The organism is Streptomyces sp. NBC_01261 (genome assembly GCF_036226385.1).
Lineage (GTDB): Bacteria > Actinomycetota > Actinomycetes > Streptomycetales > Streptomycetaceae > Streptomyces.
This window is the reverse complement of record NZ_CP108463.1, coordinates 1,938,452-1,957,392: the sequence shown is the minus strand read 5'-3', so window position 1 is coordinate 1,957,392 and position 18,941 is coordinate 1,938,452. Positions and strand designations below refer to the sequence as shown.

General features: G+C 71.1%; 18 protein-coding genes. 4 read left to right on the top strand and 14 right to left on the bottom strand.

The genetic code is table 11. The features are described 5' to 3' along the window. The 4 genes from OG226_RS08590 to OG226_RS08575 all read right to left on the bottom strand — a co-directional run bounded on the left by OG226_RS08590 (position 1) and on the right by OG226_RS08575 (position 4,175). Positions 1–1,404 (bottom strand): glutamine synthetase family protein, encoded by a 1,404-nt coding sequence (locus OG226_RS08590; RefSeq protein ID WP_329348479.1) that lies wholly within the window; start codon positions 1,402–1,404, stop codon positions 1–3. Between the two features lie 40 nt (positions 1,405–1,444). Continuing rightward, positions 1,445–2,257 (bottom strand): SAM-dependent methyltransferase, encoded by an 813-nt coding sequence (locus OG226_RS08585; protein ID WP_329348477.1) that lies wholly within the window; start codon positions 2,255–2,257, stop codon positions 1,445–1,447. A gap of 135 nt (positions 2,258–2,392) precedes the next feature. Continuing rightward, on the bottom strand, positions 2,393–3,283 hold the full coding sequence (locus tag OG226_RS08580; RefSeq protein ID WP_329348475.1) for a hypothetical protein: 891 nt from the start codon (positions 3,281–3,283) through the stop codon (positions 2,393–2,395). Positions 3,284–3,827: 544 nt separating this feature from the next. Next, the gene (locus tag OG226_RS08575; RefSeq protein WP_329348474.1) at positions 3,828–4,175 is read right to left on the bottom strand and encodes a hypothetical protein; all 348 of its coding nucleotides are present in this window, start codon (positions 4,173–4,175) and stop codon (positions 3,828–3,830) included. A 199-nt stretch (positions 4,176–4,374) separates the two neighbouring features. On the opposite strand from OG226_RS08575, the gene OG226_RS08570 reads away from it, so the two are divergent. After that, positions 4,375–4,848 (top strand): potassium channel family protein, encoded by a 474-nt coding sequence (locus OG226_RS08570; RefSeq protein ID WP_329348473.1) that lies wholly within the window; start codon positions 4,375–4,377, stop codon positions 4,846–4,848. Between the two features lie 167 nt (positions 4,849–5,015). Here OG226_RS08570 and OG226_RS08565 read toward each other — a convergent pair whose 3' ends face one another. The 4 genes from OG226_RS08565 to OG226_RS08550 form a co-directional block, all read right to left on the bottom strand. Next, positions 5,016–6,587, bottom strand: coding sequence for a carboxylesterase/lipase family protein (locus OG226_RS08565; protein WP_329348472.1), 1,572 nt, complete (start codon positions 6,585–6,587; stop codon positions 5,016–5,018). Between the two features lie 115 nt (positions 6,588–6,702). Further along, a complete protein-coding gene (locus OG226_RS08560; protein ID WP_329348470.1) occupies positions 6,703–8,184 on the bottom strand; it encodes an MFS transporter in 1,482 nt (493 codons plus the stop codon). A gap of 85 nt (positions 8,185–8,269) precedes the next feature. Continuing rightward, on the bottom strand, positions 8,270–9,502 hold the full coding sequence (locus tag OG226_RS08555) for a sensor histidine kinase (protein WP_329348468.1): 1,233 nt from the start codon (positions 9,500–9,502) through the stop codon (positions 8,270–8,272). A gap of 102 nt (positions 9,503–9,604) precedes the next feature. After that, positions 9,605–10,642, bottom strand: a complete 1,038-nt coding sequence (locus OG226_RS08550) for a zinc-dependent alcohol dehydrogenase (protein ID WP_328686256.1) — start codon at positions 10,640–10,642, stop codon at positions 9,605–9,607. Positions 10,643–10,906: 264 nt separating this feature from the next. Here OG226_RS08550 and OG226_RS08545 point away from each other — a divergent pair, with 264 nt between their 5' ends. Beyond that, positions 10,907–11,410: a MarR family winged helix-turn-helix transcriptional regulator gene (locus OG226_RS08545; RefSeq protein WP_328676117.1), complete on the top strand. Its 504-nt coding sequence runs from the start codon at positions 10,907–10,909 to the stop codon at positions 11,408–11,410. A 34-nt stretch (positions 11,411–11,444) separates the two neighbouring features. On the opposite strand, the gene OG226_RS08540 is transcribed toward OG226_RS08545, so the two are convergent. Together OG226_RS08540 and OG226_RS08535 are read right to left on the bottom strand one after the other, a co-directional pair. Then, positions 11,445–12,257: an SAM-dependent methyltransferase gene (locus OG226_RS08540; RefSeq protein ID WP_329353341.1), complete on the bottom strand. Its 813-nt coding sequence runs from the start codon at positions 12,255–12,257 to the stop codon at positions 11,445–11,447. Between the two features lie 89 nt (positions 12,258–12,346). Continuing rightward, complete coding sequence (locus OG226_RS08535; protein ID WP_329348467.1) at positions 12,347–13,171, bottom strand: alpha/beta hydrolase; 825 nt, start codon at positions 13,169–13,171, stop codon at positions 12,347–12,349. 116 nt (positions 13,172–13,287) lie between these two features. Between OG226_RS08535 and OG226_RS08530 the strand changes: the two genes are divergently transcribed. Continuing rightward, a complete protein-coding gene (locus tag OG226_RS08530; protein WP_328676115.1) occupies positions 13,288–14,085 on the top strand; it encodes a sulfite exporter TauE/SafE family protein in 798 nt (265 codons plus the stop codon). Positions 14,086–14,118: 33 nt separating this feature from the next. Then, positions 14,119–14,868, top strand: a complete 750-nt coding sequence (locus tag OG226_RS08525; protein WP_329348465.1) for a cobalt-precorrin-6A reductase — start codon at positions 14,119–14,121, stop codon at positions 14,866–14,868. Here OG226_RS08525 and OG226_RS08520 read toward each other — a convergent pair. The 4 genes from OG226_RS08520 to OG226_RS08505 form a co-directional block, all read right to left on the bottom strand. Beyond that, entirely contained in the window at positions 14,852–15,334 is a 483-nt protein-coding gene (locus tag OG226_RS08520; RefSeq protein WP_328676113.1) for a hypothetical protein, read from the bottom strand. The two genes, OG226_RS08525 and OG226_RS08520, sit on opposite strands and share 17 nt — an antisense overlap. Before the next feature lie 42 nt (positions 15,335–15,376). Then, positions 15,377–17,455: an MDR family MFS transporter gene (locus tag OG226_RS08515; protein WP_329348463.1), complete on the bottom strand. Its 2,079-nt coding sequence runs from the start codon at positions 17,453–17,455 to the stop codon at positions 15,377–15,379. Positions 17,456–17,530: 75 nt separating this feature from the next. Beyond that, entirely contained in the window at positions 17,531–18,304 is a 774-nt protein-coding gene (gene cobF / locus OG226_RS08510; RefSeq protein ID WP_329348462.1) for a precorrin-6A synthase (deacetylating), read from the bottom strand. Between the two features lie 89 nt (positions 18,305–18,393). Continuing rightward, the gene (locus OG226_RS08505) at positions 18,394–18,915 is read right to left on the bottom strand and encodes a DUF309 domain-containing protein (RefSeq protein ID WP_328676110.1); all 522 of its coding nucleotides are present in this window, start codon (positions 18,913–18,915) and stop codon (positions 18,394–18,396) included. Positions 18,916–18,941: the final 26 nt, after the last annotated feature.

The following is an 18,941-nucleotide window of genomic DNA, read 5'->3' as shown; positions in this document are numbered from 1 at the left end:
TCAGTACTTCCAGCGGTACACGGCAGCCACTTGCTCGTCGTCCAGCTCCGCCACGGCCGCGATCTCGCCCTCTCGTACGGCGAGCACCGCGTCGGCGAGGACCGGTCCAAGCGCGGCCCGTAGCTGCGCGTCCTTGCGGAACTCCGCGACGGACTCGGCGAGGGAGGTCGGCAGCCGTCGTACGCCCCGGGTCTCGGCCTCCGAAGCGCCCAGGTGCGCGGGGTCTCCGGTGGTCTCCTCGGGCAGGGCGGTGGATGACGTCAGGCCGTCGAGGCCGGCGGCGATCAGGCAGCCGAGGGCGAGATAAGGGTTGGCGGCCAGGTCGACCGGCTTGACCTCCAGGTTCGCCGCCTGGGCGCGTTGGCCCGCCGTGCCGGTGACGACGCGTACCGCCGCCTCGCGGGTCTCACGGCCCCAGGCGGTGAACACCCCTGCCCACTGGGAGGGTTGGAGGCGGAAGTAGCTGGCCGGGCTCGGTGCGGTCACGGCGGTGAGGGCCGGGAGGTGGGTGAGGACGCCGGCCGCGAAGGACTCGGCGTCGGCCGTCATGCCGTAGCGACGGTCGCCCCCGGTGTGCAGGTTGGCGCTCTCGCGCCAGACGGAGAGGTGGATGTGGCCGCCGTTGCCGACGCCCCGCGCGAGGACGGACGGCGTGAACGAGGCGCGCAGGCCGTGCCGTTGGGACACCGCGCGGATCGTCTGCCGTACGAGGACGCTGCGGTCGGCCGCCGCGACCGGGTCGAGCGCACCGATCGACAGCTCGAACTGCCCGGCCGCGTACTCGGGGTGGAACTGGTCCACGTCGACACCCTGGGTCGCCAGGGCCGACAGCAACTCGGCGCCGTAGTCGCTCAGTTCGACCTGCCGGGTCGCGCTGTACGCCGGACCTGTCGTGGCGGGGACGAACGCGCCGTCGGGTGCCGTGGCCAGGCCGAGTGCCCACTCGATCTCGATGCCCGCCCGGAAGGTGAGCCCCTGCTCCCGCCGCGCGTGGGCGACCCTGCGGCGCAGGAAGGTTCGGCTGCACCCGGGGTGCCGCTCGCCCTCCTGGGTGACGCGGTCGACCGGGGCCCAGGCCCAACCGGGCTGGCCCGACAGGATGGCCAGGTGGTCGAGGTCGGGGTAGAGGCGCAGATCGCCGTCCGGGGAGCCGAGGACGTCGGTGGTGACGATGGAGTCGTTCGCGAGGAACGTGTCGAAGACCGGGGACATGCCGACGCCCCAGGCCGCCGCCGAGGCGAGTTTCGCGGTCGGGACCGTTTTCACCCGGCCCACGCCCGCGGTGTCGACGTAGGCCAGGACGATCCCGTGCACCCCCCGCCCGGTCAGCTCCGCGGCCAGCGCGGTGGCACGCTCTACCTCGCCGGGGCGGCCGCCGGGCAGGGGGTCGGCAAGGGTGGTCATACGTCCTCCACGGTCGCGTCCCGCACGGTCGGCGTCACCGTCAGGGTTTCACGGCCACCGCCCCGAACTGCGGTACCACGGCCGGGGAGTCGGAGTCCGGACGCCACCGCGAGCACGGCACCAGGCCCGGGTCGAGGAGGTCGAGCCCCTCGAAGAAGGCGGCGACGTCCTCGCGACTGCGGGCGGTGATCGGGGGAGTGGCGTTCTCGTTCCAGAACTCCATGGCCGGGACGTTGCCCTCGCCGCCGAGGTCGGCGTCGAAGGTGGGGTGCGTGAGGACCAGGAAACTGCCCGAGGGGACCGCGGCCATGACCTTGCGTACGACGTTCCGGGCGTCCTCGGTGTCGAGGATGAAGTTGAGGATGCCGAGCATCATCACCGCGACGGGACGCTCGAAGTCCAGCGTGCCGGCGGCCCGTTGGACGATCGACGCCGGGTCGTGCACGTCCGCGTCGATGTAGTCGGTGACGCCCTCGGGCGTGCTGGTGAGCAGGGTGCGGGCGTGGATCAGCACCAGCGGGTCGTTGTCGACGTAGACGATGCGTGCGTCCGGGGCGACGCGCTGGGCGATCTCGTGGGTGTTGTCGACCGTCGGCAGTCCGGTGCCGATGTCGAGGAACTGCCGTACCCCGCGCTCGGTGGCGAGGAAGCGCACCGCGCGGCCGAGGAAGTCCCGGTCGGCGCGCGCCACTTCACGGATCACCGGGAACAATCCGGCGACGTGCTCGCCGACCTGCTGGTCGATCTCGTAGTTGTCCTTGCCGCCGATCCAGTAGTTCCACACGCGGGCGTTGTGCGCCACACCGGTGTTGAGCCGGGTAGGTCCCTCTGCCGGGGCGTCGCTGTCACTCACGTCGTGGCTCCTTGTCGCCGGTCTGACTGGTCAACTCCATTGTGCCGTCAGGTGATCACTCGGCCCAAGGGTTCGCGACGCTCGGGACGAATGTTCCGGCGCATGTCCTCCGGGAGCGGCGGAATCGGTTAACTGTCAGTCCAGGTTGTCGGGTTGGGCGGGAGGGGTCCGGCCGGCCAGGACGTCCTTCAGGTGCGAAGTGCCGTCCTGTACGGCCGCCTTGGTCGTATCGCTCTCGATGCCGTCGAGGCCGCCGGAGGTGACGGTGATCGCGTCGGTGCCGACCCGGACGACGGCCAACTGCAGCGTGAGCGTGGTGGGTTCGTTGCCGCTCGTGCCCGTGACGGTGACCTGGAGACCCTGGCGGGCATCGCCCACGGAGGACACCGGGTCCTCGATGACCTGGACCGTCCGGTGGCCGCCCTTGGAGTCGGTCGCGGTGAACTGGTCGCACTTCACCGGCAGCGTCTTCAGCCAGTTCAGTGAGGCGCCGAGCTTGGCCCGGTCGTAGGCGGCGACCTGGTACAGCAGCCGGGAGCTGCTCTCCTCGAACCCGGTCAGCGCGGACGCGCCGGTCGGCTTGCCGAGGAGGGTGTCGTCGTAGAGCGCGTCGAGCAGTTTCTGGCAGTCGGCGGCGTTCGTCCTCGCGGTGAGGAAGTCGGCGACGTCGACCTTCCCGATGACCAGCTTGTCGCCCCAGCCGGCGGCGCCCTTGACCTGCGTCCAGTTGTCTTCGAGATCGGCCTCGGTGATGAGCGCGGCCTTGGCTCCGGCCGGGGTGAGGACAGGGGCCGCGGACTTCTCGGCGCGGGGCGAGGCGGACATCCCGGTACGGGGTGAGGCGAGCGGGGACTCGGCGGCGAGGGGTGAGGCGGCCACGTCGGAGGCGCTGTCGTGGCCCGCACTGCCGCCGTTGCTGCCGCCTCCGCCGGAGCAGGCCGCGCAGGTCAGCAGGGCGCCTGTCGCGAGAGCCGAGGCGAGGACACGGGCCGGGCGGGCGGTTCGGGAGGGCGGGCGACGGTGCATGGCGGGGCCTCCGGGGGAGTGACAGGTGTGTCCCCAGCGCACCACCGGGGGGCCGGGCCCTCCAGTGCAGGGGGCCGTTCGGGTGAGTGACGGGGAGTGGGGGCGTGTACTCGCAGGTGGGAGGCAGGTCAGGATGGCGCGTCCTTGCGGGTCAGAGACGGTTCGGGGTGGCTCGTCCTCCGGGTGAGGGTGTGTGCCTGGGCACGCCGGCCAGTGGAGCGAGGGGGTGCTTGGGTGCGCTGTTCCTGCGGGCGGGTGACATGTCGGCGGGCTCCGCCCTCCGGGGCGAGGAGCGGGCCGTTCACCCGGGGTGAGGGGCGTCCGGGTGAGCCGCTCCTTCCTGCGGGCGGCACACCGGTCCCGTCTTCCAGGCCGAGGGGCGCCCAAGGCCTGACGTTCTCCCGGTGCCCGGTGCGCCTCGTCCGCTGGGGGAAGGGACACGCGTGGGTGTGCCGTCCGCTCGGGTCGGCGGCACATCAGCGAGTCGAGCCCTCCGGGATGAGGGGCGCCCCGGGGTACAGCGCCCTGTCGGGTGCCCGGCGCGTCAGCGTGCCTCGTCCTCCGGCGGGCCGGAATGCCGGTGCGGCAGATGCAGACGATGCTCATGGGGCTCGCGCGGCGGCCGGGGTTCGTGTTCCGCGCGGCGCGCCCGTGCCGCGAGTCCGGCCTCCAGCACATGCACCGTGCGCCCGTCGCACTTGGGGCAGATCGCGTCGGCGAGGGGTGATCTGAGGGCCTTGCCCTCCTCGTCGACGTACTCCTGCGTGGTGAGGCCGGAGGCGTCGGTGGGGTTGGTGAAGAACATCACCTGGAAGGTGGCCTCCCAGCAGTGGCCGCAGTCACCACAGGTGAACGCGAAGGTCTCCGGCACGGCTCGGGGTTCCGCGGTCATGGCAGGTCCTCCGTTGTGTGGGGCGGTCGGTCGCGTTCCGGAGCGATCGGTCGGGCGGTGAAGCCGTGCCCCCAGCGCACAACGCCCCAGGTCGTACGGCAACTCGAACGCTCCGTCCGGCATGCCCGCACCCCCGCCCGCCCCGACACTGGCCCCAGGCCCGGACGCCGCCCCGGCACCCTGACGCGAAGGAGTGACCATGCTGCCCGGATTCCTCACCAGGGCGGTCGAGTTGCTGCTCGGAAAGCAGGGCCGCTCGCTCCACCTCAGGGCGGCGGGCGCGGCGACGGTGGTCCTCGGCGTGGTCATGCTCGTCGGTTCCTGGGCGGTGGTCGTCGCCGAACAGGGAGCGCGCGCCGCCAATCTGACGACGTACCCGAAGGCCCTGTGGTGGTCGATCGAGACGGCGACCACTGTCGGATACGGCGACTTCTACCCGGTGACGCTGTGGGGCCGCGTCGTCGGCTCGGTGGTCATGGTCACCGGCATCACCACCTACGGCCTCGTCACGGCGGCCCTCGCCACGTGGTTCGTCGGCCGGGAACAGCGCCGTCGGCATCATCTCGCCCACGGGGCCGAGGAGTTGGGCGAGGAGACGGTACGGGCTCTGCATGAGCGGTTCGACCGGTTGGAGCGGATGGTGGCCGGGAAGGGCGAGGACTCGGGAGGGTGAGGTGACGGGGGAGACGGACGTACCGCCGGGAGGGCGGGGAGCTGCTCGCCGACCGGGCGTGGAGGCGGCGCCTTACGAACCTTTGCGCCTGCGCGATGCCGCCGACCGCAGCCCCTCAGCCCACCTCGCCGATCACGGGCGACCTCGCACCCACCGAGGCAGACGCGTTACTCGGATCGCCCGGTCTGCTCGGCCAACGTCGCCGCACCGAAGGCGTACCCCTCCCACAGCCGCCGCGAGGCCTCCTCCGGATACGCCGTGACCACAGGCTCCGCGTCGAGCACCCGCACCGACCGCCCCTCCGTGTCGTAGGCCGGCCACCCCGGGTCTCCCGTCCGCGCGAACGCCGTCCAGGACGCCCGGAAACGGGACGACAGCGCCAACGCCTCGGCCGAGGGCACGACATCGGCGAACAGCAGATTCCCCAGGTCGGCGGTGAACGTGCCGAACAGCAGCGGGATGTCGAGGCCGTGGCAGGCGCCGAGTGCTCCGCCCAACCCCGGGGCGGGCCAAGTGAGTTCGTAGACGTGGACGCGTCCGCCCGCGGCGACCTGCGCATCCGCCAGGTGGATGCAGGGCATGCGGAACACCCGGTCGGAGTGGACGAGTTCGTACAGCTCGCCCGCGGTGGCGTCCGGGAAGGCGGTGCGGTAGGCCTGTTCGGCATCGGGGCCCGGGCCGAACCGGCGCAGTGCGGTCGACGCGTCCTCCTCGGTGATCTTCCCGAGTTGGCCGCCTAGCGTGGTGAACAGGCGGAACTCGTCCCGGTTGTGACCGAGGATCAGTTCCACGTCCCGGGCCGCGCCGGCCGCGACGCCCTGCCAGGGTGTGGTGGGCAGCACCTCTCCGTCGACGACGGGTGCGAAGGGGCTCAATGTGTGCGCGAGGCTGCCCCACCGGTCCTCGTACTGGTGCATCTTGGCGGTCAACGTCTCGCCAGCCGTGGGGAGTTGACGCGGGTCCACGGTCGCGAGGTCGGCTGCCGTGGGGCGCAGTCCCGCCTCGGCGGCGATCGCGGACGCGATGTCCCTGGCCAACTCGTCGGAGAAGAAGGGGCTCGGCGTACTCTGCGCTATGGCCCGGCGGAACAGTCCGGCGGCGCTCGGCATGACCAGCAGCGCGGCCACCGATCCGGCACCGGCCGACTCGCCGAAGACGGTGACCTGTTCGGGGTCGCCGCCGAACGCGGTGATGTTCTCCCGCACCCACTCCAGCGCGGCGACCTGGTCGAGCAGCCCCCGGTTGGCGGGGGCGCCGTCGATCCGGGCGAACCCCTCGATGCCCACGCGGTAGTTGAAGGTCACGACCACCAAGTCGCCGTCGCGGGAGATGTGTTGGGCGTCGTAGCCGGGACTGCCCGCGTGTCCCAGCTTGTAGGCGCCGCCGTAGATCCACACCATGACCGGGCGCCGTGCGGCCGGATCGGGCGCGGGCGTCCACACGTTGACGGTCAGCCAGTCGTCGCCCGTCGCTCCCTCCACCACGCCCCGGCGGCCCTGGAATCCGGACTCCTGCGGGGGTGGCGGGCCGAAGTCGCGGGCCTCGCGCACGCCGTCCCAGCCGTGTACGGGTCGGGGTGCCTGGAACCGGGCCTCCCCGACGGGCGGTTCGGCGAACGGGATGCCGCGGAAGACCGCCAGCCCGTCCTCCAGCCGCCCGCGCACCGCACCGGCGCCGAAACGCACCACGGGTGCGTCGGCCGAACCGGACTCCGTGTCATGGGAGTTGGGTGTCGTCATCGTGGACTCCTCGCTGTGTGCCGGGGACGTGCGGGGTGTGCGGGCAAGCGGAGGGCGGACGCCGTCCCGTACCGCGCGGGACGGCGACCGCCGTGTGCTCGATGGCCAGAATGCCTTACGCCTTGGCCTCGGCGACCTCGGGAGCCGGGGTCGGCTCCTTGTCGGTAGATGCCTCAACTGCCTTACGGGCCTTGGGGATCAGGCTCGCGAGGAAGAAGGCCAGCAGCGCGGCTCCGGCACCGATCGCCATGACCACCTTGAAGCCGTTCTCGGAGGGGAGCGCGTAGCCGCCGAAGTCCGTGGTCATCTGGGCCAGGATCACACCGGCGATGGCGCTGGCGAAGGAGGTGCCGAGGGACCGCATCAGGGTGTTGAGGCTGTTCGCCGCGCCGGTCTGGGACGGGTCGACCGCGCCCATGATCAGGGCGGGCAGGGCGCCATAGGTGAAGCCGACACCGGCACCGATGATGCAGGACACCAGGATGAGGTGCCAGACCTCGGACATGAGGAGGATGTTGAGGCCGTAGCCGGAGGCCACGATCAGCGCGCCGATCATCAGGGTGACCTTCGGACCCTTGGACTTGGTGACGCGGGCGGACACCGCGGACATGGCCATCATCACCAGGCCCTGGGGGGCGAGCACCAGGCCGACCGCCAGCATCGACCTGCCCAGGCCGTAGCCGGTCTGCGTGGGGAGTTGCAGCAGCTGGGGGAGGACCAGGGACATCGCGAACATCGAGAAGCCGAGGGCGATCGAGGCCAGGTTGGTGAACAGCACCTGCGGCTTCGCGGTCGTACGGAGGTCGACCAGTGGCTGCGGGCTGCGCAGCTCGTACCAGCCCCAGGAGAGCAGGATCGCGACGGCGGCGAAGCCGAGGGCGAGGGTCGTCGCGCTGGTCCAGCCCCAGTCGGAGCCCTTGGAGATCGCGAGCAGCAGGGAGATCAGTCCGGCGGAGAGCCCGAGCGAGCCGACCAGGTCGAAGCGGCCGCCGGTACGGACCTTGGTCTCGGGCACCATCAGCAGGACCAGCAGGAAGGACAGGGCGCCGAGGACGGCGGAGACCCAGAAGAGGATGTGCCAGTCGTAGCGGTCGGCGAGGAAGGCGGCCGAGGGCAGACCCAGGGCACCGCCGACGCCGAGCGAGGCGCTCATCAGCGCGGTGGAGCCGGCCAGCCGGTCGCTGGGCAGCACGTCCCGCATGATGCTGATGCCGAGCGGGACGACCGCGGCGGCCAGCCCCTGGAGCGCGCGGCCGATGACCATCGGGACCAGCGAGTCGGCCAGGGCGCAGACGACCGAGCCGGTCACCAGCAGGATGATGCTGGTCAGCAGCATGCGGCGCTTGCCGAACATGTCGCCGAGGCGGCCCACGACCGGGGTGGCCACGGCGGCGGCCAGCAGGGTGGCGGTGACCGCCCACGCCGTGTTCGACGCGGAGGCGTTCAGGTACTTCGGCAGTTCCGGGATGATCGGGATCACCAGGGTCTGCATGAGCGAGACGACGATCCCGGCGAGGGCCAGTACCGCGACGACGGCGTTCGACGTCGGCGGAGCGGAGGAACCCGCTTCGGCGGGTCGGGCAAGGGCGTCGGACATGGCAGTGCCTCCATCGGGAACGAGCTGCGATGAGCTGGACGAGCTGACTTGCTTGAGTTACTCAACCATAATGAGATTGATTGAGTTAAGCAAGTGCATTCTGGTTGTGGGCCTCGGAGCGGTCCTGGGAGTGGGGCGGCAGCGGCAGTTCGGTGACCACCTCGAAGCCGCCCTCGGGGCGGTGGCCTGCGCGAAGCCGGCCACCGGCGGAGAGTGCGCGCTCACGCATGCCGATCACGCCGTACCCGCTGCCGGATGAGGGCGATGAGGGCACCGCCGTACCGCCGTGATCGGTGACGGTGATGCTCAGCCGGTCGTGCGCGTAGCTGAGCCGTACCTCCGCCGAGCCGGTGCCCGCGTGCTTGGTCACGTTGGTGAGTGCTTCCTGCACGATCCGGTATGCCGTGAGATCCGCACCGGCGGACAACGGCCGTGGCCTGCCTTCGGTGTTGACGGTGACGGTCAGCCCGGCGGGCTCGAACGAGGCGACCAGCTCGGCGAGTTGGGTTAGTCCGGGGGCGGGTCCCGACGGAGTGTCGGAGTCGTCGGTGTGACGCAACAGGCCGACGGTGGCCTTGAGTTCGCGTACGGCCGACAGGGTGGTGCCCGCGAGTTCACCGGCGATCCGCTCGGCCTCCTCGGGCCGGGTGCGCATCAGCCGTACGACCGTGCCGGCCTGGAGATTGGCCAGGACGAGGTGATGGGCGACGACGTCATGGAGGTCGCGGGCGATCCGCATGCGTTCCTCGGTGACTCGGTGCCGTGCCTCTTTCTCCCGGGTCCGTTCCGCGTGGTCCGCGCGGGCCCGCACCGCCTCCAGGCAGGCCGCGCGGAGCCGGGTCGTGGTGCCGAGGGAGGTCGGCAGCAGCAGCCAGAAGACCGGCCCGACCAGCTTGAGCACCAGCGGTTCGGTGTCGGGTCCCACGACCAGGGCCGTGCCCAGCAGCAGGGCGATGCCGGAGACGGTGAACAGGGTCGCGGTGGTCCGGTCGGATCCGCGGGCCAGGGTGTAGAGCGCGACCATCAGCGGTCCGATCACCAGGACCGTGAGGATGTAGCCGAGCGTGGCCACGGCCATCGCGCAGCAGAGGGTGACCACCACCGTGGTGCGCGGCAGGGTGCGCCGCCACAGCAGGGCGACGGACGCGAGACCGGCGACCGACACGCCTGGCCACCAAGGGACTTCGAGGGCGCGGCCCGGGAGCGTCATCACACTGCCCGGGAAGGAGCACGCGAGGAGCACGGCGGCGATGAGCACGTCGACGGTGCGGGGATGGCAGCGCAGCAGTCGTTGCAGTCGCCGCAGGCGGTTGATCATGGCGAGGGGATCATGACGTGGGGGTTCCTGTCCGAGAAGGCCGGCCGTCCGCGGGCCCCCGCCGTCGACCGCGGCCGACAGCGGGAACCCGGGCGCCCGCGACTACTCGTCGAAGGTGACGACGATCTTCTCCGCGGCGCCCGGTGTCAGCGCGAGGTCGAAGGCGTCCCCGACCTCGGCGAAGGGCACGCGATGGCTGATCAGCTTGGCGAACCGCTCGTGGTGCTCGACGATCTCCCGCGTGACCTCGAAGATCTCGGTGGGGTAGCCCTGCGAGGCGATCAGCGTCAGCTCGCTGCGCAGCATCCCGCCGAGGTCGATGTCGGCGCCCTTCTTCTGTACGGCGACCATGACCAGCTTGGCGCCCCACTTCGCGGAGTCGACCGTGGTGTTGACGACCGCGGCGACACCGGCGGCGTCGATGTAGATGTCCGTACCGGGGCGCGGCTGGCCGAGCGCGTTGGCGGCCCGGCCGTGCAGCTCGGTCAGTCGGGCGGTGACGTCCTCCTCGGCGGAGTTGATCACGGCGTCGGCGCCGACGGTGAGCGCGGTCTCCAGGCGCGAGGCGATGACGTCCGCGACGACGACGTGCTCGACCCCGCGCAGCTTCAGCCAGATCGCCGCGCCCAGACCGATCGGCCCGGCACCGAAGATGACGACCTTGTCGCCGGGCTTCGCCTCGGAACGGTTGACGGCGTGCCGGGCCACGGCCATCGGCTCGTTGAGCGCGGCGACGTCGAACGGCACGGTGTCGGGGAAGACGGTGACGCTCCTGCCGATCTCGCAGTCCTCCAGCAGGAGGTAGTCGCTCATGGCACCGTGCTTGCCGCCGCAGCCGATGATTCCGCTGGGCGCGCCCTGTGGGTTGACGACCACCCGGTCCCCGACCTTCAGACCCTCGACCTCCGCGCCGACCTCGACGATCTCACCGGCCGGTTCGTGGCCGAGAGGGACCGCGGCCATCGCGCCGCCGGGTCCGAAGGGGCCGCCGCCGAGGTGCAGGAAGAAGGTGTCGGTGCCGCAGATCCCGCAGGCGCGGATCTTCATGAGGGCGTCCTTCGGCCCGGGCGCCGGGCGCTCGACGTCCACCACGTCGATCGCATCGACGGCGCCGGTCCGTACGGACTTCATCGTGGCCATGAGGGGCTCGCTTTCCATGTGCGTGAGGGGATGCGTGAGGGGTGTCACCGGCCCCGGCGGCGGACGGGGGGAGTGCTCCGGTCGCCGGGACCGGTGACCGCGCCGTACTCCGTCCCCACGGTGTACGGCGCGACGGGGACACCTCCGCTCAGGTGGCCCCGGCTCTGGGCTTGCTTGAGTTAGGCAACCATAAAAGCGTTACTTGAGTCAAGCAATCGTTTTTGGTCTTGCTTGACTCAGGCAAGTAGCTGTTACGGTGGGCGCATGTCCACGCCGCCGCCCGTAACAGCGCCCGTTCCGGAGGACGTAGCCGAGATCGAGCGGGTCCTCACCCGTATCGCCTACCTGGCGGGGCGGGCCCGGCAGCACGAGCGGCTGATGGCGCTGGCCGGGCTGCCGCTGGACCGGGCCGCCGTGTCGATCCTCCGCTACATCGCCGAGAGCGAGCCGCTGCGCCCCGGTGTGCTGGCGGTCCGGATGTCCGTGGAGGCATCCCATGTCACGCGCCAACTAAGGCAGTTGGAGCAGCTCGGCCATGTGGTCCGCATCCCGGACCCCGACGACGGCCGCGCCCAGCGCGTCCAGCTCACCGACAGCGGCCTGGCCGCCGTCAACCGCATCCGGGACGCGAGCCGCCGCGGCATCGAGATGGCCCTGATCCACTGGTCCGCCGAGGACCTACGACACCTCGCGGGCCTCTTCCACCGGCTGGTCGACGACTTCGTCAGCCATGCCGAGGCGGCCGTGGACGCCGAGGCGTCCGCCTGACGGTTCGCGAAACCGGCCGTGCTCCATCGGAACCTCAGACCTTGAAGCCGACCCCGCCGTACAACGAGACCGGGCCCTCGCCGAGCGGGGTCTCACCCTCCGCGAGTTCGCGGTGCCACTCGGACACGGACACGATGCCGGGGTCCATCGGCTCAAGTCCCTTGAGGATACTGCTCACTTCGGCGTGCGAGCGGGCCACCGGGGTCACCCCGCCGGCCGCGTGGGCGGCGATGCCCCGCTCGACCTTCTCCCGTTCGAGGTCGGCCGTCATCGCGGACAGCACGAGGCAACTCCCCGGCGCCGGCGCGTCGATGAGGGTCGCCATCAGCTCGTGGGCGCCGTCCTCGTCCGGGATGAAGTGCGGCAGGGCGATGAGGGACAGGGCGATCGGGCGGTCGAAGTCGACGACCCGGGCCGCCTGTTGGAGGATCGTGAGCGGTTCGCGGGCGTCGGCCTGGATGTACTCCGTCGCACCCTCGGGCGTACCGCGCAGCGGCGCCGCCGCGTGGGCGAGCACGATCGGGTCGTTGTCGACGTACACGACCCGCGCGTCCGGCGCCGTGGACCGGGCGATCTGACGGCGGTTGGGCGCGGTCGGTATGCCGGTGCCGATGTCCAGGAACTGGCGGATGCCCGACTCCCGGACGAGCATCCGCGTCGTCCGCCGCACGAACCAGCGGTTGGCACGCGCGGTCCGCGGGGCACCCGGGTCAAGTGACCTGATCTGCCTGCCGAGTTGCTCGTCGACCGGGTAGTTGTCCTTGTCGCCGAGGAACCAGTCGTACACCCGCGCCGGATGCGGCTTCGACGTGTCGATCCGCCGGACGGCCGGCTCTGTCCCGGTCACGCGATGCCCGATGCTCGACTGCGCGCTACGACGACCCGCACGGGCCGAGTACGACGACTCCCGCAGGCTGTGCGAGAAGTTTGGCACGGTCATGCCGACCGGCTGGCGCCGTTCAACACCCCGTCCACGAAACGGACCAGGTCCGCGAAGACCTCCGCCCGGTTCGTCTCGTTGAACACCTCGTGCCGGGCGTCCGGATACACGCGCTCGGTCAACTCGCCGCCGCTCAACCGCTCCACGCCGACCCGGCTGCCGGTGAGCGGGACGAGCCGGTCGTCGGCGCCGTGCAGCCAGAGCAGCGGAAGCGCGCCGACGGTCCCCGACTCGTCCACGGATTCCAGGGTTCGGGCGAAGGCATCCAGCGTCGGCCGCTTCATTGGACCGTGCCAAACGAGCGGGTCCGCCGTGTACGCCGTACCGACGGCGGGGTCGCGGGACAGCGCGCCCGGGCTGATCGGGATGTCCGGGATCTCGTCCAGGGCGAGCAGCCGGCCCGGCAGTTCCCAGGCGCCGATGACCGGCCCGGACAGGACGAGCGCGGCGAGTTCGTCGCCGTGGCGCTGGGCGAAGCGGGATGCGATCAGGCCGCCCATGGAGTGGCCGATCAGGACGAGGGGGACGCCCGGGTGTGTGGACCGTGCCAAGTCGGCGACGCCGTGCAGATCCGTGACCACGTCCTCGAAGTCCTCGATCAGCACCCGCTCACCGGCCGACGTGCCGTGCCCCTGATGGTCGGGGCCGAAGACCGCCGCGCCGTGCGTGCGCAGTACGGCGGCCAACTCGGCGTACCGGCCCATGTGTTCGCCGTAGCCGTGCGTGACGAGGGCGATGTAGCGGGGGCGCTGGTGCGGCCACTCGTGTGCGGTGATCGTGCCCCGGGTGCCTGTGAGGGTGTGCTCGCGGGTGTCGTCCACACCCGGAAACTAGCATCGCTCACCAGATGGCTCGGTCCACCGCGGTCTGGTGCAGGGGCCAACTGACGAGACACTCCTTACGCGGGGAGATGTAAGGACATACGATCGGTCCTCGCATGAACACGATGACTCTCTGGCACATATCCGGTTGGGAATTCGCCGCGCTCGCCGCCGCGGCCCTGCTCGTCGGCTTCTCCAAGACCGCCGTGAGCGGGGCCAACACGGTCAGCCTCGCGATCTTCGCCGCCGTCCTGCCCGCCCGCGCCTCCACCGGCGTCCTGCTCCCCATCCTGATCGTCGGCGACGTCCTCGCCGTGCTCACCTACCGGCGGCACGCACACTGGCCCACCCTGTGGCGGTTGTTCCCGGCGGTCGCGGCGGGAGTCGTGTTCGGGACGCTGTTCCTGGTGTGGGCCGACGACGCGGTCGTACGGACGTCGATCGGGGGGATTCTGCTGTTCATGGCGGGGGTCACCCTGTGGCGCCGGCGCAAGGCGGAGGCGGCGGCTGGGGACTCGGAAGGGGCTGCTGACGAGCCGGACTCCGTCACCACCAGGTCCGGGCGGGCGAAGGCGCGCTCGTACGGTGTGCTCGGCGGTTTCACCACGATGGTCGCCAACGCGGGCGGCCCGGTGATGTCGATGTACCTGCTCTCCGCGGGCTTCCGGAAGCTGGGCTTCCTCGGCACGTCGGCGTTCTTCTTCCTGATCGTCAATGTGACCAAGGTGCCCTTCAGCGTGGGCCTCGGCCTGATCGACGGGCACTCCCTCCTGCTTGACGCGGCGCTCGCGGCGTTCGTCGTGCCCGGTGCGTTGATCGGCAAATGGGCTGTGAACCGAATCAACCAGCGATTGTTCGAGCAACTCGTGATCGCGGCGACGATCATCGGCGGCCTGCAACTGCTCCTCCGCTGACCCCTCCACCCCGTGACCTCGTACGCTCGCCGCATGTCCCCGCACATCCTGATCCTCGGCGGCACCACCGAGGCACGTGAACTGGCCGCCGAGCTGACGGCACTTCCCGAACTGAAGGTGACCACGTCCCTCGCCGGGCGGGTGTCACGGCCGGGCGCGCTGGCCGGGGACGTACGGATCGGCGGATTCGGCGGAGCCGAGGGGCTCGCCGCATGGCTGCGAGAGCACCACGTGGACGCCGTCGTCGACGCCACCCACCCCTTCGCCGAGACGATCACCGCGAACGCGGCGCGGGCCGGTGCGGCGACCGGGCTGCCGGTGGTCGTGCTGCGCAGGCCGGGCTGGCAGCCGGGGCCCGGGGACCACTGGCACCCGGTCGCTTCCCTGAGCGAGGCCGCCGAGGCACTGCCCGCACTCGGGCGCCGGGTACTGCTCACCACAGGCCGCCTCGGCCTCGTAGCCTTCGCTCATCTCGCCCAACTGCACTTCGTCGTACGGTCGGTGGAGCCGCCCGAGCCACCGATGCCGCCGGACGTCGACGTGCTGCCGGCGCGCGGGCCCTTCACCGTGGCCGACGAGGCGGCGCTGCTCCGCGCACACCGGATCGACGTGGTCGTGACGAAGGACAGCGGGGGAGCGGCGACGGCGGCCAAACTCACGGCCGCGCGGGAGGCGGGCGTGCCCGTCGTGGTCGTACGACGGCCGCCGTTGCCGGAGAGGGTGAGCGCGGTGCCTGATGTCGCCGGGGTGCTGGAGCGGCTGGGGTTCAGTCCGGGGCGATGACCGTGGCGCGGAGACGGTCCACCGCGCGCAGTAGCTCGGCCCGGTTCTTGGCGCTCTTCATCCAGACCGGGAGGCGGGCGACCAACGTCATCTTCTGACCGGTGTCGTACCAGGGCGCGCGCTCGCGCAGGTCGGCGGCGACGAACCGCCTGATCAGGTCGAGGTGTTGGAGGTTGTACGCCCACAACTCCCCGTGTCCGGTACTGGTCCGCAGCCACAGGGCCGGGCGGGAACCGGCGGGATACCGCGAGAAGCGGTCGGGACGGCTGCCGTCCCGGCACAGGCCGCAGGACCGGCAGACCAGGCGGGAGTGCGGATGTGCCCCGCGGTCGGCGCTCGGCGGGGTGCACGGGCGTCGCTCGACGTGCGCGATCCGCTCGCAGCGCGGGCAGCGGACCAGTATCGACGACGCGAAGTCGGCGAGCGTGGCGCGCGGGTCGTAGAAGCGCACGGGCGTCGGGGACATGCCCCGAGTATGACCGGAGCCTTTTCACCCTTCACCCGGTTTTCACGGCGCCGAACTGGTCTCCAACTCCGCGGCGCGCTGCGGCAGTCCGGAGCTCAGGTCCTCCACGAGGAGCCGCTTGGCGATGGAGTCGACCGCGGCGCGCAGATCCGTGCCCGAGGGGCGGCCGATGTCCTGCTGGACGCGGTCCTCCAGCCAGGTGCCCCACGCCTTGCCGATGACCTCGGCCTCGCGTTCGCCGGCCGCGGTGTGGGAGAGGAGGTAGCCGTCGCGGGTCAGATAGCCCTCCTCGACCATGCGGTCGAAGACCGGGAGGAGCACTTCCGGGGGCAGGTGGCGGCGGGCGGCGATCAGGCCGAGACTCGCGTGGCCGACCATCCTGCCGAACAGTTCGACCTGCATCACCGCCCAGGCACCGGCGATGTCCAGCCGGGTGTCGGAGTTCGTGATGATTCGCCGGGCGGTGTCCAGGTCCGTGCTGCCGATGACCTTGCCAACGGCCGCTTCGAGGAGCCGTTGCGAGTCCGAGCCGCGCGGTGACGCGAAGCCCTCGCCCATGTCGGTGGAGCCCAACCGCGCGCTGTCGCGCAGCTGCACCTGCTTGAGGAACAGGGCGACGACGAAGCCGATCACGGCGACCGGGACCGTCCACCGGAACACCGTGTGGATGGTGTCGGCGTAGGCGTTGATGATCGGCGCGGCGGCGGCGTGCGGCAGTTTGTGGAGGCCCTCGGGGCTGGTCGCCGCCTTGGTGATCACGGCCGGGTTCAGCGCGCTGGTCCTCGCCGCCGAGGCGATCCCGTCCTTGAGGTTGGGGGCCAGGCTGTTGGCGTAGATCGTGCCGAAGACGGCCGTACCGAACGAACTGCCCAGCGTACGGAAGAAGGTGACGCCGGAGGTCGCGGTGCCGAGGTCGGTGTACTCGACGGTGTTCTGCACGGCGATCGTCAGCACCTGCATGCACAGCCCGATGCCGGTGCCGAGCACGAACATGTACACCGACTCCAGGAACGCGCCGGTGCCCGGGCCCATGAGGGACATCAGATACAGGCCGACGCCCATCACCGCCGAGCCGATGATCGGGAAGATGCGGTACTGGCCTGTCTTGCTGACCACGTTGCCGCTGAAGACGGATGCGATCAGCAGCCCCATCACCATGGGCAGCGTCCGCACACCCGAGATCGTGGCCGAGTCGCCGTCGACGTACTGCAGGTAGGTCGGCAGATACGTCAGCGCGCCGAGCATCGCGAAACCGACGATGAAGCTGAGGATCGAGCAGACCGCGAACACCGGGTTGGTGAACAGCCGCATGGGCAGCATGGGTTGCTCGGCGCGGGTCTCCACCCAGCAGAACAGGCCGAGCGCGATCGCGCCGCCCACGAACAGGCCGATGATGGTCGCCGAACCCCACGCGTACTCGTTGCCGCCCCAACTCGTCGCCAGGATCAGTGAGCTCGCGCCGACCGCGACGAGCGCGATGCCCAGATAGTCGATGACGGGCCGCATCGCCGACTTGACCACGGGGATGGTGCGGGCCGCCGCGATGACGACGACGATCGCGATGGGCACGTTGACGTAGAACGCCCAGCGCCAGGTGAGGTGGTCGGTGAACAGGCCGCCGAGCAGCGGTCCGATGACCGTGGCGACGCCGAACACCGCGCCGATGGCGCCCTGGTACTTGCCGCGTTCGCGCAGCGGGATGACGTCGGCGATCAGTGCCATCGCCGTCACCATCAGGCCGCCCGCGCCGATGCCCTGCACCGCGCGCCAGGCGATCAGCAGCGTCATGTTGGTGGAGAAACCGCACAGGAACGAGCCCGAGATGAACACGATCGCCGAGACCTGGAAGACCACCTTGCGGCCGAACAGGTCGCCGAACTTGCCGACCAGCACGGTCGCGACGGTCTCCGCGAGCAGATAGGCGGTGACCACCCACGACATGTGCTCGGCACCGCCCAGGTCCGACACGATCGTGGGCAGGGCCGTACCGACGATCGTCTGGTCGAGGGCTGCCAGCAGCATGCCCAGCATGATCGTCACGAAGACGACGTTGCGGCGGCGGGAATCCAGCACGGGGGGCTGCTGCGCGGAAGGCAGCGAGGTTTCCTCGGCGACTGTCACGAGGTCACTTTCACACCAGGGGGCCACCTCTGCACAGTGGGCGGGTCCGCTCGTGTGCCCGGCCCCCCGTGCCCGCTACTCGTCCTTCGGGTGCCGCCGCAGCAGATATGTGTCCATGATCCAGCCCTTGCGCTCACGGGCCTCCGCGCGCAGCCGCTCGATGCGCGGGGCGGCCTCGGCTATCGGACCGGAGGCGAGGATCTCGTCCGGGGTGCCCAGGTAGGCGCCCCAGTAGATGTCGATGTCCTGGTCGGCGTACCGCCGGAACGCCTGGTGCGCGTCCAGCATCACGACCACGTCGTCCACTCCGTCCGGGAACCCCTCGGACAGCCGCCGGCCCGTGGTGATCTGCACCGGCCGCGCGACCCGGTTCAGCCCCGTGCGGTGCCGGGCGACGAGCGCCGAGACACTGCTGATGCCGGGCACGACGTCGTACTCGAACGCCACCGCGCCCCGCTCCAGGATCTCCTCCAGGATGCCGAGCGTGCTGTCGTACAGCGAGGGATCGCCCCACACCAGGAACGCGCCGCTCTCGTCCTCGCCCAACTCCTCGGCGACGAGCCGCTCGTAGATGTCCGCGCGGGCACTGCGCCAGTCCCCGACCGCGGGCGAGTACGCGGCGCCGCCGGCCTTCCGGTCCCGCTCCGGGTCCCGCGCCTCGACCAGGCGGTACGTCCCCTCCGGCAGGTGTACGTCGAGCATGTCCCGGCGGAGCCGGGTGAGGTCGGACTTCACCTCACCCTTGTCGAGGATGAAGAACACGTCCGTGCTCCGCAGCACCCTGACCGCCTGCAGGGTCAGCTGCTCGGGGTCGCCCGCGCCGATACCGATGACATGAATCTTTCGCACACCCCCGAGTCTGCCCCACGCCACTGACAGCCCGTACACCGCACCGGCACGCATCGACATCTACCGGGACGACTGGAACTCCCCGTCGGCTACGACGTCCCGCGCAGCCGAGGTGCCCGCGCCCCCGCGTCGACACTCCCGCCGCCCCGCTCCACGTCGTCCCCGAGCCCCCGAGCCCAGGCCGCGACCCCGGCGAGATCCATCCCGTACGGCCGCTCCCGCCCCGACCGGGCCGCCCACTCCTCGACGCCCCCGGCACCACGCCGCAGCAGCCGGACCCCGCCGGTGACGTTGCCCCGGGCCGCGTGCGTCAGGCCCACGGCGAGCTGGGCGAGCCCGCGCCACAGGGCGCGCTCCTCGTCCGGCCCCGACTTCCAGGCGTCCTCGAAGACCTCGTGCGCGTGGAACGGTTTCCCCTCGTCGAGCAGGGCCTGCGCCTCGACGACGGTGTCCTCCGGCGCCCGCACGACCCCCTCGGGCTGCCGCGCCACACCGTCCGCGTCGTACGGCAACGGCCGCCCGAGCCCGTCCCGAGGCCGGGCATTGCGCGCCCGCCCCTCGCCGTCCCGGTCCCGCGCACCGGCCGTACCGCCTGAGGTTGTGTCGCTCATACGACGATTGTCCCGCGCCCGGCACC

Excerpts from the sequence above, each read along its gene's own strand:
- OG226_RS08590 (WP_329348479.1), bottom strand. The coding sequence starts at position 1,404 with ATGACCACCCTTGCCGACCCCCTGCCCGGCGGCCGCCCCGGCGAGGTA.
- OG226_RS08580 (WP_329348475.1), bottom strand. The coding sequence starts at position 3,283 with ATGCACCGTCGCCCGCCCTCCCGAACCGCCCGCCCGGCCCGTGTCCTC.
- OG226_RS08575 (WP_329348474.1), bottom strand. The coding sequence starts at position 4,175 with ATGACCGCGGAACCCCGAGCCGTGCCGGAGACCTTCGCGTTCACCTGT.
- OG226_RS08570 (WP_329348473.1), top strand. The coding sequence starts at position 4,375 with ATGCTGCCCGGATTCCTCACCAGGGCGGTCGAGTTGCTGCTCGGAAAG.
- OG226_RS08565 (WP_329348472.1), bottom strand. The coding sequence starts at position 6,587 with ATGACGACACCCAACTCCCATGACACGGAGTCCGGTTCGGCCGACGCA.
- OG226_RS08560 (WP_329348470.1), bottom strand. The coding sequence starts at position 8,184 with ATGTCCGACGCCCTTGCCCGACCCGCCGAAGCGGGTTCCTCCGCTCCG.
- OG226_RS08555 (WP_329348468.1), bottom strand. The coding sequence starts at position 9,502 with ATGATCAACCGCCTGCGGCGACTGCAACGACTGCTGCGCTGCCATCCC.
- OG226_RS08550 (WP_328686256.1), bottom strand. The coding sequence starts at position 10,642 with ATGGCCACGATGAAGTCCGTACGGACCGGCGCCGTCGATGCGATCGAC.
- OG226_RS08545 (WP_328676117.1), top strand. The coding sequence starts at position 10,907 with ATGTCCACGCCGCCGCCCGTAACAGCGCCCGTTCCGGAGGACGTAGCC.
- OG226_RS08530 (WP_328676115.1), top strand. The coding sequence starts at position 13,288 with ATGAACACGATGACTCTCTGGCACATATCCGGTTGGGAATTCGCCGCG.
- OG226_RS08525 (WP_329348465.1), top strand. The coding sequence starts at position 14,119 with ATGTCCCCGCACATCCTGATCCTCGGCGGCACCACCGAGGCACGTGAA.
- OG226_RS08520 (WP_328676113.1), bottom strand. The coding sequence starts at position 15,334 with ATGTCCCCGACGCCCGTGCGCTTCTACGACCCGCGCGCCACGCTCGCC.
- OG226_RS08505 (WP_328676110.1), bottom strand. The coding sequence starts at position 18,915 with ATGAGCGACACAACCTCAGGCGGTACGGCCGGTGCGCGGGACCGGGAC.